The organism is Bradyrhizobium sp. USDA 4449 (assembly GCF_054056275.1).
Genome location: NZ_JBSRYD010000001.1, coordinates 4,855,835 through 4,871,587, shown reverse-complemented (window position 1 = coordinate 4,871,587; position 15,753 = coordinate 4,855,835). Strand labels below are relative to the sequence as shown.

Annotated in this window: 15 protein-coding genes and 1 riboswitch; of the genes, 7 read left to right on the top strand and 8 right to left on the bottom strand. The window is 67.2% G+C overall.

The features are described 5' to 3' along the window. From ACVIIW_RS22630 to ACVIIW_RS22610, 5 genes are read right to left on the bottom strand one after another with little or no spacing between them, the layout of a single operon-like run. Positions 1–630: a precorrin-8X methylmutase gene (locus tag ACVIIW_RS22630; RefSeq protein WP_456702747.1), complete on the bottom strand. Its 630-nt coding sequence runs from the start codon at positions 628–630 to the stop codon at positions 1–3. Continuing rightward, complete coding sequence (gene cobG, locus ACVIIW_RS22625; protein WP_456702746.1) at positions 630–1,781, bottom strand: precorrin-3B synthase; 1,152 nt, start codon at positions 1,779–1,781, stop codon at positions 630–632. Before cobG ends, ACVIIW_RS22630 begins: the two co-directional genes overlap by 1 nt. Beyond that, positions 1,778–5,020, bottom strand: a complete 3,243-nt coding sequence (cobN, locus tag ACVIIW_RS22620) for a cobaltochelatase subunit CobN (RefSeq protein ID WP_456702745.1) — start codon at positions 5,018–5,020, stop codon at positions 1,778–1,780. The genes cobG and cobN overlap by 4 nt, the downstream gene beginning before the upstream one ends. Then, on the bottom strand, positions 5,020–6,054 hold the full coding sequence (gene cobW / locus ACVIIW_RS22615; protein ID WP_456702744.1) for a cobalamin biosynthesis protein CobW: 1,035 nt from the start codon (positions 6,052–6,054) through the stop codon (positions 5,020–5,022). The genes cobN and cobW overlap by 1 nt, the downstream gene beginning before the upstream one ends. Next, on the bottom strand, positions 6,051–6,425 hold the full coding sequence (locus ACVIIW_RS22610) for a DUF1636 family protein (protein WP_456702743.1): 375 nt from the start codon (positions 6,423–6,425) through the stop codon (positions 6,051–6,053). The genes cobW and ACVIIW_RS22610 overlap by 4 nt, the downstream gene beginning before the upstream one ends. A gap of 96 nt (positions 6,426–6,521) precedes the next feature. Continuing rightward, positions 6,522–6,739: riboswitch (cobalamin riboswitch) on the bottom strand. 40 nt (positions 6,740–6,779) lie between these two features. Between ACVIIW_RS22610 and cobO the strand changes: the two genes are divergently transcribed. Together cobO and ACVIIW_RS22600 are read left to right on the top strand one after the other, a co-directional pair. Next, complete coding sequence (gene cobO, locus ACVIIW_RS22605; RefSeq protein WP_456702742.1) at positions 6,780–7,475, top strand: cob(I)yrinic acid a,c-diamide adenosyltransferase; 696 nt, start codon at positions 6,780–6,782, stop codon at positions 7,473–7,475. 20 nt (positions 7,476–7,495) lie between these two features. After that, entirely contained in the window at positions 7,496–8,929 is a 1,434-nt protein-coding gene (locus ACVIIW_RS22600; RefSeq protein ID WP_456705232.1) for a cobyric acid synthase, read from the top strand. On the opposite strand, the gene cobD is transcribed toward ACVIIW_RS22600, so the two are convergent. Both cobD and cbiB read right to left on the bottom strand, forming a co-directional pair. Next, the gene (gene cobD / locus ACVIIW_RS22595) at positions 8,918–9,883 is read right to left on the bottom strand and encodes a threonine-phosphate decarboxylase CobD (protein ID WP_456702741.1); all 966 of its coding nucleotides are present in this window, start codon (positions 9,881–9,883) and stop codon (positions 8,918–8,920) included. The genes ACVIIW_RS22600 and cobD overlap by 12 nt on opposite strands. 11 nt (positions 9,884–9,894) lie before the next feature. After that, a complete protein-coding gene (gene cbiB, locus ACVIIW_RS22590) occupies positions 9,895–10,836 on the bottom strand; it encodes an adenosylcobinamide-phosphate synthase CbiB (protein WP_456702740.1) in 942 nt (313 codons plus the stop codon). Between the two features lie 120 nt (positions 10,837–10,956). Here cbiB and cobU point away from each other — a divergent pair, with 120 nt between their 5' ends. Genes cobU through bluB form a run of 3 tightly spaced genes read left to right on the top strand, consistent with a single transcriptional unit; the run spans position 10,957 to position 12,878 of the window. Then, positions 10,957–11,460, top strand: coding sequence for a bifunctional adenosylcobinamide kinase/adenosylcobinamide-phosphate guanylyltransferase (gene cobU, locus ACVIIW_RS22585; protein ID WP_456702739.1), 504 nt, complete (start codon positions 10,957–10,959; stop codon positions 11,458–11,460). Then, entirely contained in the window at positions 11,457–12,242 is a 786-nt protein-coding gene (gene cobS, locus ACVIIW_RS22580; protein WP_456702738.1) for an adenosylcobinamide-GDP ribazoletransferase, read from the top strand. Before cobU ends, cobS begins: the two co-directional genes overlap by 4 nt. A 3-nt stretch (positions 12,243–12,245) precedes the next feature. After that, entirely contained in the window at positions 12,246–12,878 is a 633-nt protein-coding gene (gene bluB, locus ACVIIW_RS22575) for a 5,6-dimethylbenzimidazole synthase (RefSeq protein WP_456702737.1), read from the top strand. A 172-nt stretch (positions 12,879–13,050) separates the two neighbouring features. Here the strand turns inward: bluB and ACVIIW_RS22570 are convergent, their stop codons facing one another. Further along, the gene (locus ACVIIW_RS22570) at positions 13,051–13,968 is read right to left on the bottom strand and encodes a LysR substrate-binding domain-containing protein (protein ID WP_456702736.1); all 918 of its coding nucleotides are present in this window, start codon (positions 13,966–13,968) and stop codon (positions 13,051–13,053) included. Positions 13,969–14,092: 124 nt separating this feature from the next. Here ACVIIW_RS22570 and ACVIIW_RS22565 point away from each other — a divergent pair, with 124 nt between their 5' ends. Continuing rightward, positions 14,093–15,043: a ring-cleaving dioxygenase gene (locus ACVIIW_RS22565; protein ID WP_456702735.1), complete on the top strand. Its 951-nt coding sequence runs from the start codon at positions 14,093–14,095 to the stop codon at positions 15,041–15,043. Further along, on the top strand, positions 15,040–15,660 hold the full coding sequence (locus ACVIIW_RS22560) for an alpha/beta hydrolase (RefSeq protein WP_456702734.1): 621 nt from the start codon (positions 15,040–15,042) through the stop codon (positions 15,658–15,660). The genes ACVIIW_RS22565 and ACVIIW_RS22560 overlap by 4 nt, the downstream gene beginning before the upstream one ends. Positions 15,661–15,753 lie beyond the last annotated feature (93 nt).

Sequence of the window (15,753 nt, the reverse complement as noted above, 5' to 3'; positions counted from 1 at the left end):
CTATTCGCTCCGGCTCGCCAGCGCGTTCACGGCAGCGACCGTGATCGCGGAGCCGCCGAGGCGGCCTTCGACCGTCAGCGCCGGCACGGGTGGATCGGCCATCAGCGCGGCCTTGGATTCGGCCGCGCCGACGAAGCCGACCGGGCAGCCGATGATGGCCGCTGGCCGCGGGCAGTCGCGGTCCTCGAGCATGTTGAGCAGATGAAACAACGCCGTCGGCGCATTGCCGATCGCGACGATCGCGCCGTCGAGATGCGGGCGCCACAGTTCCAGCGCCGCGGCCGAGCGCGTGTTGCGCATCGACTGCGCCAGCGCAGGAACGGCCTCCTCGCCGAGCGTGCAGATCACCGCGTTGGCCGCGGGCAGTCGCGCGCGCGTAATGCCTTCGGACACCATGCGCGCATCGCACAGGATCGGCGCGCCCTTCTGCAAGGCTGCGCGCGCCGCGGTCGCCATGCCGGGCGTGAAGCGGATATGCGCTTCGAGACCAACCATGCCGGCGGCGTGGATCATGCGCACCACGACCTGTTCTTCGTCGGCTGTGAAGCGCCCCAGATCGGCCTCGGCCCTGATGGTCGCAAAGGATTGCCGATAGATCGCAACGCCGTCCGTCTCGTAAGCATGCGGCATCAGTGGCCCCGCATCAGGATGGAGGGATCGCTGATCATGTCGTCGCGGTCGAGCCCACGCAGTATAGGCACGTCGCGGGTCGAGCCGCCGCGCACGAGATCGAACCCGGTCGCCGTCGCCACCAGCGTGATCGCGGCCGCGCCGGAATGGGCGCAGCCCTTGGCGCAGCCGGAGACATGCAGCTGGGCAGCTGCCCCGATATCAGGCGCGAGCGCCGCGGCCAGCGCGCGGGTATCGGCATGGGCCTCGCGGCAGCGCGGCGCGCCGCTGCAGGCGATGACGCGCAGCGCCGGATCGTCAGCCTCGGTGATGAGGCCCGAGGCTGACGGCATCGTCCGCTTGCCCTCGCTCAAGACCATCCGCCACGGCGTCATCCGCAGCGCATGCCCGCAGCCGGAGAGCTGGTCGAGCGTCGTATGCGGCACCTGCCCGAAGGCGATCCCGACCATCGCCCCTTGCGGATAGAGACCGGGGCGCACAGCTGCCATGATCGGCGCCGGCTCCGCCTCGCCACGTAGCGCCTCAGGCAGTTTTGCGCCCGCGGCAAGATGCGTTGCCATCCGCCCGCGTCCGCCGGAGGCGATAAACCAGCGAGCGACAGCAAGTGCGGTGGTCACCGCTTCGCCGCGCGCGACGCAGCGGCCGAACCTTGCGCCATCGGCACGCACCATGAGACCGCCTGCCGCGTCGCGCTCGATCCGCACATCGGCGGAATTGCCCGCGAGCACGCGCGAGGTGCCGTCATCGATGGCGAAGCCGAATTTCGTCGGCAACGCGAGCGCAGAGTCCGCCAGCGCCTCTTCGAGCTCCGCGACAAGCGCCTGGGTCTCGTCGCCGCGGCGCCAGAACGGGGTGACCAGGATATTGCGCCGGGATTCGGTGTCGGCGTCAGGGTCCAGCAGCGCCAGCTGTGCGAGACCATCAAGCAGCCGCCGATGGCTGCTCTCGCTGACGCCTCGGATCTGGAGATTGGCTCGGCTGGTCACGTCGATCAGACCATTGCCATGGCGCTCGGCGAGACGCGCGAGCCCGGCGGCCTGTTCCGCGTCGACTCGACCGCCGAACGGGCGCACGCGGACCACGAGCCCGTCGCCCGATTGCATCGGCCTGATAGCGCCGGGGCACCAGCCCTTCACTGACGCCACGCTCATGACGCCTCCTTCAGCGCGGCCGCGATCGAGTTGCGGCGCGTTCGCCAGAGCGAAGCCTCGTGCAGGCGGGTGAAGCAGGTCTGCATCGCGGCGAGCGCCGACGGGTTTTCGCGCGCCATGAAGGCGCGGACATCGGCATCGCCGAGCGTCGCGTCATAATACAGATCGAACAGATGCGGCGGTACGGCGCCGGCGAGATGGGCGAAGGCCGCCATGTGCTCCAGCGTCGCAGTGACCTCCGCCGCGCCGCGAAAACCGTGCCGCATCATGCCGGCGATCCAGGCCGGATTGGCAGCGCGGGCGCGCACGACGCGGGAGATTTCTTCCGTCAGCGTACGCGCGTGCGGCTCGTAGGGGCGCGTGGTGTCGAGGTGATAGAGCGATGGCCCTGCTGCGCCGAGATGCGCCGCCGCCGCGGCGATGCCGGCCTCGTGCGCGGCATAGTCGGCGGCGAGCAGCAGATCGGTCTCCGGCAGATCCTGGAGGTGAACGAACGCATCGGCGGACGCGAGCCGCTGCTCGATGCCCGCGCGATCCGGCTTGATCTCGCCATCGGCGGAAAACGCCCAGGACGAGGCCGACAGCCAGGCTTCACCGGCGGCATCGCGCGTCTCGGGCGAGAAGGCATCGGGGATCGCCGAAAGGCCGACGCCGTATTGTCCGGGACGCGGCGCGAACACGCGGGAGGCGCGGTGGCGATAGGGATTCGCCTCGCCCTCCTCGCGCGATGCGAGCGCCTCGGTGGCGGCTTCGAACATCTGGGCAAGGCCCGGGAAGACGTCGCGGAACAGGCCCGAGACGCGCAGCGTGACGTCGATGCGGGGACGGCCGAGCTCGGCCGGCGCGATGATGTCGTAGCCGGTGACGCGTCCGGAGGCATGATCCCAGCGCGGCGCGAGACCGGCGAGATGCAGCGCCATCGCGAATTCCTCGCCCGCGGTGCGCATGGTGGCCGAGCCCCAGAGATCGACGACCAGACCCTTCGGCCAATCGCCGTGATCCTGCAGGTGACGGCGCAGCAGCTCTTCGGCGAGTTTGATCCCCTGCGCATGCGCCGACGATGTCGGCACCGCGCGGGGATCGACGGCGAAGAGATTGCGCCCCGTCGGCATGACGTCCTGACGCCCGCGATACGGCGAGCCTGCCGGGCCCGACGCGATGCGCTGGCCTGCAAGCGCCGCGCACAGCGCATCCCGCTCGGCGTCACCGCAGGCGCCGCGGCCGAATACATGCAGGCCGTCGCCGAATTGGCTTTCCTTGAGATCACAGACGAAGCGGTCGATGCGAGGGATGGCTTCAGCCGGTGCGGCCGAAGCATCCAGGCCGAGATCGTCTTCGAGACCCGCCGCACGCGCCTCCTCGCGGATCGCCGCGATCAGGCGCTGGCGACGCGCGGGATCGAGACCATCGGCGGTCGAATATTCGTCGAGCAGACGTTCGAGCCGGCGCAAGCCGTCAGGCACGGCAGATTGTTCCAGCGGCGGCGGCAGATGGCCGATGGTGATGGCACCAATGCGCCGCTTGGCCTGCGCGGCCTCGCCGGGATCGTTGACGATAAAGGGATAGATGACGGGCAGATCGCCGACCAGCGCCTCCGGCCAGCAGTGTGAGGACAGCGCCACGGATTTCCCGGGCAGCCATTCCAGAGTGCCATGCGCGCCCATATGGACGACGGCATCAATCCCCTGCCCGCGGAGCCAGAGATGGAACGCGACATAGGCATGGCGCGGTGTGCGGGCGAGATCGTGATAGTCGGAATCGCGCGTAGCCGCATCGCCGCGCTCGGGCTGGACTGCGATGATCGATCGGCCGCACGGGATCGCAGCGAAGTGGAAGCCGCCGTCACGGCAGCTCGGATCGTTCTCCGGCGCGCCCCAGGCTCGCGCGAGATCGTCCTGCAAGGCTTGCGGCAGGCGCGAAAGCGCCGCGCGATAGTCGGCAACGCTCCACGTCAATTTTTGCTTGACCAGCGTCTCGCCAAGCGCTCCGACGGGCGAAAGGTTGAAGCCACCATCGGCAAGATCAGACGCCAAGGCTTCCACCGAGGCCAGCGCATCGAGACCAACCGCATGCGCGATCCGGTGCGGTCGTCCCGGATAGTTCGAGAGCACGATCGCCAGCTGCTTCTCCGCAGCGGGCTTCTCGGCCAGGCGATGCCAGGCCGCAACACGTGCCGCAACGGCCCTCACGCGCTCCTCATCCGGCCGATGAGCCAGATGCGAGAACTGCAGATCGGGATCGCGCATCCCGGCCGATTTGAAACTCGCCACGCCCGCAAACAGGCGGCCGTCGACCTCCGGCAGCACCACATGCATCGCGAGATCGCCGGGCGACAGGCCGCGCAGCGACTCCGTCCAGTCCTCGCGCTGCGCCGATGAGAGCGCGACCTGGAACACGGGGCACGGCGCGGCATCGAACGGCGTCGTGCCGTCGTCGCCCCTCGCCGAGAACGCCGTCGCATTGACGATCGCGGCAGGAGGATTCCTGGCGAGATGGTCTCGCAGCCAGTCAGCGACGCCCGCGGCCTTCAGCGAGGTGACGAACACGCCATAGGCGTCAAACCCCTTCTCGCGCAGCGCAGCGATCAACGCGTCGATCGGCCCAGTGTCCGCGGCAGTGAGGTAAGAGCGATAGAACGTCACCAGCGCGGACGGCTTCCCCCCGCTCGGGACGGCGGCGATCACGCCTCGCGCGGAATCGTAAAAGCCCATCTCTGGCACGGTCATTTCGCCGACGACGGGCCCGGCATAGAGACCCGAGGCCAGCGCAAGCTGCGCAATCGCCGCCTGCGCCGCAACGGGACCGCCGGTGTCGCACAGCACCTTGAGCCGGCGCAGCGTCGAGACCGGCAAAGTCGAATAAGCGTCGAGCCTGATATCGTCGCGGCCATCGGCCGGCAGCACGGCGAGCACGATATTGCGATCTTTTGCCAGTTGCTGGAGTGCCGCGAGCCCGTAGGGCCAATAAGACTCGCCTCCAATCAAGCGCACCAGAATGCCACGCGCCTGCGACAGCGTGCGCTCGATATAGGTGTCGACCGAGAGCGGATGACGTAGTTCCGCGAGATTGGCGAGCCGCAACGACGGCAGGCTGTCACGGCCACGCCGCCAGCCCGCTGCAAAGGCGGCAAGGTCGGAATCCGAGAACGAGAGCACCACGAGATCGGCCGGGTCCTGGCCGATGTCCCTTGGCGTCGCGGTCTCCTCCAGACCGCGGCTCTCGCGGAAGACGACGTGCATCAGACTCCCAATCCCGCCTTGATCGCAGCCTCGTCGATATCGCCGTGCTCGCCGATCACGACGAGCTTTGATTGCCTGAGACCTGCGCCCCAGGGCCTGTCGAACTGGTGGCGCACGCGCTCGCCGACCGCTTGCAGCAGCAGCCGCATCGGCTTGCCCGCGACCGCGATATAGCCCTTGGCGCGCAGCACGTTCTGCTCGCGCGCCAGCTTCTGGACCGATGCGAGCAACGCATCGACGTCAGCAATCTCAGGGAGATCGATCACGAGAGAGGCGAAATCGTCGTGCTCGTGCTCCTCCTCGCCGTCGTGATGCGAGGGACGCGCGGCGAGATCGTTCTCGGCGGCGGCGCCAAGGCCAAGGATGACGCGTGCGTCGATCGCACCATCGGTAATGGGCAGCATCGGCACGCGGCGCGGCATCTCGGCGGTGATCGCGGCCTTGGCGGCTTCAATGCCCGCAGCACCCGCAAGATCGGCCTTGGTGAGCAGCACGATGTCGGCGCAGGCGATCTGATCCTCGAACACCTCCGACAGCGGCGTCTCGTGATCGAGATTCCCGTCGGCCGCGCGTTGCGCTTCGACGGCATCCGGGTCCGGTGCAAAACGGCCGGCGGCGACAGCCTCGGCATCGGCGAGCGCGATCACACCGTCCACGGTGATGCGCGAGCGGATCTCGGGCCAGTCGAATGCCTTCAGCAGCGGTTTCGGCAATGCCAGGCCCGAGGTCTCGATCAGGATGTGATCGGGCTTCACGGGGCGAGCGAGCAACTTCTCCATGGTCGGAATGAAATCGTCGGCAACGGTGCAGCAGATGCAGCCATTGGCGAGCTCGACGATGTTCTCTTCCGGACAGTTCTCGTCGGCGCAGGACTTCAGGATCTCGCCGTCGACCCCCTCGCTGCCGAACTCGTTGACCAGCACGGCGAGCTTCTTGCCTCCGGGATTTCCGAGCAGATGCTGGATCAACGTCGTCTTGCCGGAGCCGAGAAAGCCGGTGACGACGGTCACCGGGACTTTTGCGAGCGAGTTCATTCGGCGGCCTCCGGCAACGTGACAACAGGGGGAATGCGGGCAAGCGATTGCTTGCGGAAGATTTCAGGCCGGCTGCGCCAGGGCACGAGGCCATCTGGCGCGGCGGCATACGCGGCGGCGCCGGCAACGACCTCCTGCGCGTTGGCATCCGAGAGCCGGCCATACACATAGGACCAGCGGCCGGGCGCGCTGAGCGCGACCGAGCAACCCTGGCTACAGGCAGAGAGGCATTCGACGGGAACCAGTTTGACGCCGTCGGGAACACCGGCCTCGAGGATCGCGCCATGCAGACGCTTGCCGGGCGTAACCTCGCCTTCGCCGAGCGTCTGGCCGGCGCGACAGGTGATGCAGACATGCAGTGTGACGGTCATCGCCTCTTCCAGAAGTATCAGCCGGAGGCGAAGAGGCCCACGAACCGTTCTTGCGAAGGCTCGTTTCCCCGTCGCGGAACACCCCGTCCGCCGGTCCAAAAATCGTCCGCGCTGGCAGGTCTCCCGGCTTGCGGAGCAGGGCTTTGCCCTTCGATCCCCGCCTTCCCGATCCCCTGGGGGTCAGTGGCTTTGGGCATCTCTCCGGTCACGGTCGCGGGGGCGGCTGCATTTTGGACCCAATCTTGCCGATTCGGACCCTATCGCATTCCCTCTTCGCCTGTCATAGGACAGGAACCAACGCCGGGCCACCATTTGCCCCCGGCCGCCTCTTGTCAAGCCGAAGGACCCTGTCAGATGACGCCTGAACCGGATAGCCAAACGGCCGACGAAACCGACGCCAAGACCCACGCCAAGACAGACGCCAAGACCCACGCCAAGACAGACGCGAAGAACGAGGCGAAGCACGCCGCAAAAATGGCGAAGATCAAGGTCGCCCGCGACAGGATCATGGCGACCAAGAGCGGCGAAAAGGGGCTCATCATCGTCCACACCGGCGCCGGGAAGGGCAAGTCGTCCTCCGCCTTCGGCATGATCGTGCGCTGCGTCGCTCATGGCTTCCCCTGCGCGGTCGTGCAGTTCATCAAGGGCGCCTGGGATACCGGCGAACGACGCCTGCTCACCGGCCATTTCGGCGAACTGTGCCAGTTCCACGCCATGGGCGAAGGCTTCACCTGGGAGACGCAGGACCGCGCGCGCGACATCGCGGCTGCGCGCGCCGGCTGGGAGAAGGCAAAGGAGCTGATTCTCGATTCCAATCTGCGCATGGTCGTGCTCGATGAGATCAACATCGCGCTGCGCTACGATTATCTCGACATCGGCGAAATCGTCGATTTCCTCAAGACGTCGAAGCCGCCGATGACGCATGTCGTGCTCACCGGGCGCAACGCCAAGGACGAGCTGATCGAGATCGCCGACCTCGTTACCGAGATGACGCTGGTGAAGCATCCGTTCCGCTCCGGCATCAAGGCGCAGGCCGGCGTCGAGTTCTGAACGTGACGGCACGCGCGCTGATGATCCAGGGGGCCGGTTCGGACGTGGGCAAGTCGCTCATCGTCGCCGGCCTCGCGCGTGCGTTTACGCGGCGCGGCTTGCGCGTGCTCCCGTTCAAGCCGCAGAACATGTCCAACAATGCCGCCGTCACCGTCGATGGCGGCGAGATCGGCCGCGCCCAGGCGCTGCAGGCGCTCGCCGCGGGCGTCGAGCCGCACACGGACATGAACCCGGTGCTGCTGAAACCCGAGACCGATGTCGGCGCGCAAGTCATCGTGCATGGCAAGCGCATCGCAACCGCGCGCGCGCGCGACTATGCGGCGATGAAGCCACAGCTGATGGACGCGGTGCTGGAGAGCTTTGAGCGGTTGAAGGCGCGCAGCGATCTGGTGCTGGTCGAAGGCGCCGGCAGCCCGGCCGAGGTGAACCTGCGCAAGGCCGACATCGCCAATATGGGTTTTGCCCGCAAGGCCGGCGTGCCCGTGGTGCTGGTCGGCGACATCGACCGTGGCGGCGTCATCGCCCAGCTCGTCGGCATCAAGACGGTCATCGAACCTGATGATGCCGCGATGGTCCAGGGCTTTGTCATCAACAAGTTCCGCGGCGATCCCACGCTGTTCGATGACGGCTACAGACTGATCGAGCAAAGGACCGCCTGGCGCGGCTTTGGCGTACTGCCGTGGTTCGCACGGGCCGGCGAGTTGCCGGCCGAAGATGCGCTGGGCCTAAGCGATGCCCGCAAGCCGGGCCAGCGCAAGATCGCCTGCCTCGCATTGTCGCGGATCGCCAATTTCGATGATCTCGATCCGCTGAAGCTCGAGCCTTCAGTCGATCTCGTGATGGTGCGTCCGGGCGAAGCGATACCGGGCGACGTGCGTCTCGTCATCATCCCCGGCTCGAAGTCCACGCGTGGCGACCTCGCGTTCCTGCGCGCGCAGGGCTGGGACATCGACCTGCTCGCGCATCACCGCAGGGGTGGCCATGTGCTCGGCCTCTGCGGCGGCTACCAGATGCTCGGACGCAGCGTTGCTGATCCCGACGGCATCGAAGGACCCGCGGGCGACACGCCGGGCCTCGGGCTGTTGGATGTGGAAACGGTGATGAGCCCGCAGAAGACGCTGACACGGGTCGCGGCTGTGCACGCGGCGACCGATCAACCGATCCACGCTTACGAAATCCACATCGGCCGTACCGACGGGGCTGATCGTGCGCGTCCATTCGCCAAGCTGAATGGCGAGCTCGAAGGCGCGATCTCGCGCGATGGGCGCGTGCAAGGCAGCTATCTGCATGGCCTGTTCACGTCGGACGCCTTTCGCAAGGCATTCCTTGCAGGGCTCGACATTCCCGCGGGTGAGGACCCGTATGGCGCCCGGGTCGAGAGCGCGCTCGATGCGTTGGCCGATCACATCGAAAGGCATCTCGGCGTCGAAGGCCTGCTCGCGCTAGCGCGCTAAGGCTCCGGCGAGGCGCATCCATTCGGACTCGACGCCCGGAAGACCGAGGCGCAACCAGGTCCGATTTTGCGCGAAGACGCGCGACCAGATCTGGCGGCGCGCGAGCTTCCCCTGCGCGGCCATTGCGTCAGGCGTTTCGTAGAGACGAAACAGCGGCGCGCCGCCGGCGAGCCGCCAGCCCTGCCCTTGCGCCATCTCATCGAGGCGCGCGCAATCCTGCGCAAGCCGCACCGTCGTCGCCTTGGCCCAGGCGTCATCGCGCAAGGCGCGGCAGCCGATCGCGATCGCCGCGCCCGACACAGGCCACGGACCCGATGCTGCCGCGAGCTTGGCGATGTCAGTCGCATGGCCAATCGCGAAGCCGAGCCGGAGGCCGGCAATCCCATAAAACTTTCCAAACGAGCGCAGGATCAAGAGCCCCGGCCGCCCCGCTTCCGAAGCGAGCGAGAGCTCGGGAACAGCATCGGCAAAACTCTCGTCGACGACGAGATGACCGACGCGCGGCAAAAGCGCGAGCAATTCCTTCGGCGCGGCACGGCGCCCGTCGGGATTGTTGGGATTGACGACGATGGCGAGGCTCGCGCCGGCGAGCGCATCGAGTTCACCGGCGTCCTCGACCTCCCATCCCGCGGCCGACAGCACAGGGGCATATTCGTTGTAGGTCGGCCCGAGGATGCGCGCCCGTCCGCGCGGCGCGAGCTGCGGCAGCAGTTGAATGGCGGCTTGCGCACCGCCCATCGCGACAACTGGCGCGATCGTGCCATAGGCACGTTGAGCCGCCTGGTGCAGGGCCTCGATCTCGGAACGCGACGGCAGAGCCTGCCAATGATGTGCTGATATCTCGCCCACGGGATAAGGCCGCCGGTTGATCCCGGTCGACAGGTCGATCCAGTCTTCAGCGCGTCCGCCGAAACGCTGCCGGGCCAGATCGAGATTTCCACCGTGCTCGCGCATGCCTTCTTCTTTCACGCGAAGGCGAGGATCGCAAGGACGCCCGCGAGCAGCACCATGGCGCGGCGATAGACCCTCAGTCCCTCGATGATGTCGCAGGCCTGCGGATCGCGCGCGCCTTCGTTGAGCCAGGGCTCATCGGTCGCGCAGCCGTGATAGATCCGCGGGCCGCTGAGGCGCACGCCGAGCGCGCCGGCCATCGCCGCCTCCGGCCAGCCGGCATTGGGCGAGCGATGGCGCCGCGCATCGCGCGTCATGCAGGACAGCGCCTCCGATCGTCGCGGCGCGAGCAGCACGAAGAGAAAGCCGGTCAGGCGTGCCGGAACGAAGTTGGCGACATCGTCGATGCGGGCGGCGGCCCAGCCGAACGCTTCGTGGCGTTCGCTGCGATGGCCGATCATGGAGTCCAGCGTATTGATCGCCTTGTAGCCGAGGATTCCCGGCAGGCCGAACAGCGCGCCCCAGAACACCGGCGCGACGATGCCGTCAGAGGCGTTTTCGGCGAGGCTCTCGATCGCCGCACGTGCGATACCGGCCTCGTCGAGCGCAGCCGGATCGCGGCCGACGATGCGCGACACGGCTCCGCGCGCCGCAGCGATGTCACCGCCCAGCAGAGGATCAGCGACGGCGGCGACGTGATCATGCAGCGAGCGCAGCGCCACCAGCGGCCAGGCCAGGATGCCGACCAGCACGATCTGGATCCAGCCCGGGGAAAGCGCGGACTGGAGCACGCAACCGAGCACAAGCGCCATCGCAATCACCAGAAGCGCGCCGGCAACGCCTGCCGCGCGGCGGAGGCCCGGCGGATCGGACGCGCGATTCCAGCCACTGTCGATGGCAGCGATGAGCCGGCCCAACCAGGTCACGGGATGGCCGATTCGTGCAAATAGCGGCGACGGCCAGCCCGTGAGGGCATCTACCGCCATCGCCACCACCATCGCACCCGCAAAACCCACGCCTGCCTCCTGTCCCGCCCCTGTTGCGCAAAGCGCGGGGCGAGCGCAAGCCCCTCGCCGCCTGATTTCGGCTTTGTCTTCGGCCGCGTTTGGTGATTAGTCAGGCCAACAGGAGAGTTCATGGCCGTCATCTTGATCACGGGCGGAGCGCGATCGGGCAAGAGCAGGCGCGCGGAAACGCGCACGCGGGCCTTTCCCGGGCAACCCGTCTATCTCGCGACGGCCGAGGCGCTCGATGCGGAAATGGACGCGCGCATCGCGCAACATCGCGCACGGCGCGGAACCGACTGGATCGAACGCGAGGTGCCGCTCGATCTCGTGCCCGCGCTGGTCGCAACCGATGGCGCCGGCGCCCGGCTCGTCGACTGCCTCACGTTGTGGCTCTCCAACCTGATGCATGCTGAACGCGGCTGGGAGCACGAGGTGAGTGAACTCGCCGCCACCCTGCCCCGGCTCAAAAGCCCTGTCGTCCTCGTCACCAACGAGGTGGGCCTCGGCATCGTGCCCGACAACGCTTTGGCGCGCAGCTATCGCGACGCCGCCGGCATCATGAACCAGACCATCGCCGGTGTTGCGGACGAGGTCGAGTTCGTCGTTGCCGGCCTGCCGATGAAACTGAAATGATGCCGCCCGCCCACATTTTGAAAGACCTCGTCGCCGATCTCAGGATCGCGGCGTCCTTCATCACGATCGTGCCGGTGACCTCGCCGAAGCCTGCCAGCGACGGCGCCGTCGCGCGCGCGACCTGGGCGCTGCCGGTTGCGGGATTGATGGTCGGAGTTGCAGGCGCCGCGGTCTACGCGCTCGCGAGCAGACTGGGACTGACACCAGGCACGGCCGCCCTGCTCGCGCTCGGCACGACGGCGCTCATCACCGGCGCGCTCCACGAGGACGGGCTCGCCGATACCGCCGACGGCCTCGGCGGCGGCCGGACGCGTGAGCGCAAGCTCGCGATCATGCGCGACAGCCGGATCGGCAGCTACGGCGTCTGCGCGCTGATCCTGTCGTTCGGTCTGCGCTGGTGCGCGCTTGCCGCGATCGCCACTCCGTGGGCCGTGATGCTCGCGCTCGTCTCGGCCCATGCCGCGGCGCGCGCGGGCGTGCCTGCGTTCATGTCGCTCGTGCCGCCGGCGCGGCCAGACGGATTGTCGGCAAGCGCGGGATCGCCGCCGGGCCGCAGCGTGGCCATCGCGTTCGCGGTTGGAACCCTTGTGCTGGCGCTGGCGCTCGGGCCGGCCAAGGCGCTGGTCGGCCTGGTCCTGCTGTCGCTGGCCGGACTGATCCTGACGCGGCTCGCCATCGGTCAGATCGGCGGACAGACCGGCGATATCCTCGGCGCGTTCGAACAGGTCGGAGAGATCCTGATCCTGCTGGTCGCCGCAGCCTTCCTTCACACGGGAGGATAGATCATGGTCGCGTTCGACGACGCCTTCCGCCAGCACTTGCGCGAGCTGTTCGTGTGGCGCCGCGATGTGCGCCGCTTTCGCAGCGATCCATTGCCAGGCGGCGCCATGGAGCGGTTGATCGAGACGGCCTGCCTCTCGCCCTCGGTCGGCCTGAGCCAGCCATGGCGCTTCGTCATCGTCGATGATGCGGTACGGCGGCGCGCTGTGATCGACGATTTCAAGGCCTGCAACGCCGAGGCGCTCAGCTGCTACTCCGGCGAGCGCGCCGGCCGCTACGCGGCGCTCAAGCTCTCGGGCCTCGAACAGGCTCCCGGCCATCTCGCCGTGTTCGCCGACAAGGCCAGCGACATCGGCCAGGGCCTCGGCCGCATGACCATGCCGGAGACCACCGAATATTCCGTGGTCGCCGCCATCACCGCGATGTGGCTCGCCGCGCGTGCCGAGGGAATCGGACTCGGCTGGGTCTCGATCCTCAATCCCGAGCACATCCGCGGCGTGCTCGACGTGCCCGCCGCCTGGAAATTCATCGCCTATCTCTGCATCGGCTATCCCGAGGAGGAGTGCGACCAGCCCGAGCTCGAACGGGCGAAGTGGGAACACCGGCGCGGTGCGGGCGAATTCACGCTACGGCGCTAGTCAGATCGCACGCATCACTCCGCAGAGACCGTCCGGATCGACAGCTTCCGCTGCAACCGATGCCGCGGATCATCGTCGTGACCGCCGACGTGGCGCGCAGCACGAGAGCGTGGCTCAAATACGCGGGGATCAGCCAGGTCGTCAGCAAGCGCGCCCGCAGGGCAGCGTTCGGTCAGCTAGCGCGCGCGTTCGCTGAGCCCATCTCCTCCCGCCCAAACCGCGCCACCAGAAAATCGATGAACAGCCGCACCTTCACCGACAAATGTCGCGTCGGCGGATAGACCGCATAGAGCGAAAGCGGCGGTGCCGAATAATCGTCCAGCACCGTCCGCAGCTCGCCTTTCCGCAAAGGCTCCGCCGCAATGAAGTCAGGCAGAAGCGCGAGTCCCCTGCCCTTGATCGCGGCATCGCGCAGCACCTCCGCATTGTTGACGCAGAGCGACCAGGCCGGCTGGATCCAGTGGTCGCCATCGACGCCTGTAAGCTTCCACTGATTGCCCGTCAGGAGGAAGCCGTAGGTCAGCGAGGCATGCTCACGAAGATCCTGCGGATGCCCTGGCGTGCCGTGACGCGCGAGATAATCAGGCGAGGCGCAGATCATGCGCGGCACCGGCATGATTTTCCTCGCGATCAGGCTCGACGATTCCAATTCCGCAATCCGCAGCGTCACGTCAAAGCCGTCCTGGACGGGATCGAGCAGGTCGTCGCTGAGCACGATCTGAAGCTGAAGCTCCGGGAACGCTTCCATGAAGTCCGCGAGCACCGGCCCAAGCCGCATCGTGCCGAATGACATCGGCGCGTTGACGCGCAACAGTCCCCGCGGCGACGACTGCGCCTGCGTCACCGCCTGATCGGCGGCCTCGATCTCCGAGAGGATCACGACCGCGCGCTCGAAATAGCGCTGGCCGTTCTCGGTCGGGCTGGCGTGGCGGGTGGTCCGGTTCAGGAGCTGGACGCCGAGGCTCTCCTCGAGGTCGGCGATGTATTTGCTGATCGCCGAGCGCGATAGCCGCAATTGCCGCCCCGCCTCGGCAAAGCTACCGCTTTCGACCACCTTCACGAAGGCGCGGAGGCTGGCGACCTTATCCAAGGGTCGGTCCCGATTGTTTCCAAATCATAGACATAGACGTCATATTTGCATGGATTGTCTCCAATCCAAAGCGGAACGATATTTCCACCCAGAGCAAGACCGCTCCCTGAGTTGGAGGACGACAATGTCTGGACTGCACCACGTGACCGCGATCGCCGGCGATCCCATCCGCAATTTCGGATTCTACACCAGGGATCTCGGCCTGCGCTTCGTCAAGAAGACGGTCAATTTCGACGATCCCGGCACCTATCATTTCTATTACGGCGACGAGACCGGCCGCCCCGGCACCATCCTGACCTTCTTTCCCTGGGCCGGCGTGTCGCCCGGGCGCCGCGGCGTCGGCGAGACCCATCAGACCGCGTTCCGCGTGCCGCAGCGCTCGCTCGGTTACTGGACGCAGCGCTTCATCGAAAAGGGCATCGCTTACGAGGCGCTTGAGAAGCGCTTTGGCGAGTCCGTGCTGCCGTTCACCGACCCTGACGGCATGGCGCTCGCGCTGGTCGGCATATCAGGCGCAGAGAACGAGCCCGGCTGGAGCAATGGCGACGTACCGGCCGAGCACGCGATCCGTGGCTTCCACGGCGTGACCCTGCTGCTCGACAGCGCGGCGAAGACGGCTGCCGTCCTCACCGACGTGTTCGGCTTCAAGGAGACGGGGCGCGAAGGCTCGGTAATCCGCTTCAAGGCATCAGGCGATGCCCAAGGCAGTGTCCTCGGCAGCGTCGTCGACATCTACGAGGCCAAGGGCTTTTTGCGCGGGCATCAGGGTGGCGGCTCGGTGCACCACATCGCCTTCCGCGCCGCCGACGATGCCGAACAGGGCAAGATGGCGCAAAAGCTCGTGAGCAATCATGGCCTGCATCCGACCGAGCAGCGCGACCGCAACTACTTCCGCTCGATCTATTTCCGCGAGCCCGGCGGCGTGCTGTTCGAGATCGCAACCGATATCCCCGGCTTCGCCGTAGACGAGCCCGTCGAGACGCTCGGACGCGATTTGAAGCTGCCTGTTTTCCTCGAACAGCATCGCAAGCAGATCGAGGGCGTGCTGCCGAACCTGGAAGAGACCGCCGCATGACCGACTTCATCCATCGTTTCGAGCCCGCGACCAGCGCGGGCTCCCCTCCGCTCCTGCTGCTGCACGGCACCGGCGGCGACGAGAACGACCTGCTCGGGCTCGGCAAGATGATCTCACCGGGCTCGGCGCTGCTCTCGCCGCGCGGCCGCGTGCTCGAGCACGGCATGCCGCGCTTCTTCCGTCGCCTCGCCGAGGGCGTGTTCGACGAGGACGATTTGCGCCGGCGCACGGTCGAACTCGGCGAATTCATCGCCCATTCACGTGAGCGCTACTGCATCCCCGCACCCATTGCAGTCGGCTTCTCCAACGGCGCCAACATCGCCGCCGCGCTGCTGCTGCTGCAGCCGGATGTGCTGGCCGGCGCGATCCTGCTGCGGGCCATGGTGCCGTTCTCGGAACCAACTAGGGCCGGGCTCAACGGCGAGCCTGTTCTGTTGCTGTCCGGGCAGGCTGATCCGATCGTGCCTGCGAGCAATTCGGCAAAGCTTGCGGCGTTGTTGTCCGAAGCAGGAGCGCGCGTCGACCATAAGGTGCTTCCAGCAGGGCATCAGCTGTCGCAAGCCGACGTGACGCTGGCCCGCAGTTGGATCAGCGAGGTCGAGTCGAAGGCGGCGTGAGCGAGCAGCGGCGCATCGTTTCCGGACCATGCGCCGCGATGTTTTTCGACCTTTCGGACGGAACATCGACTTCAGCCGCTTCTCGACGAGCCG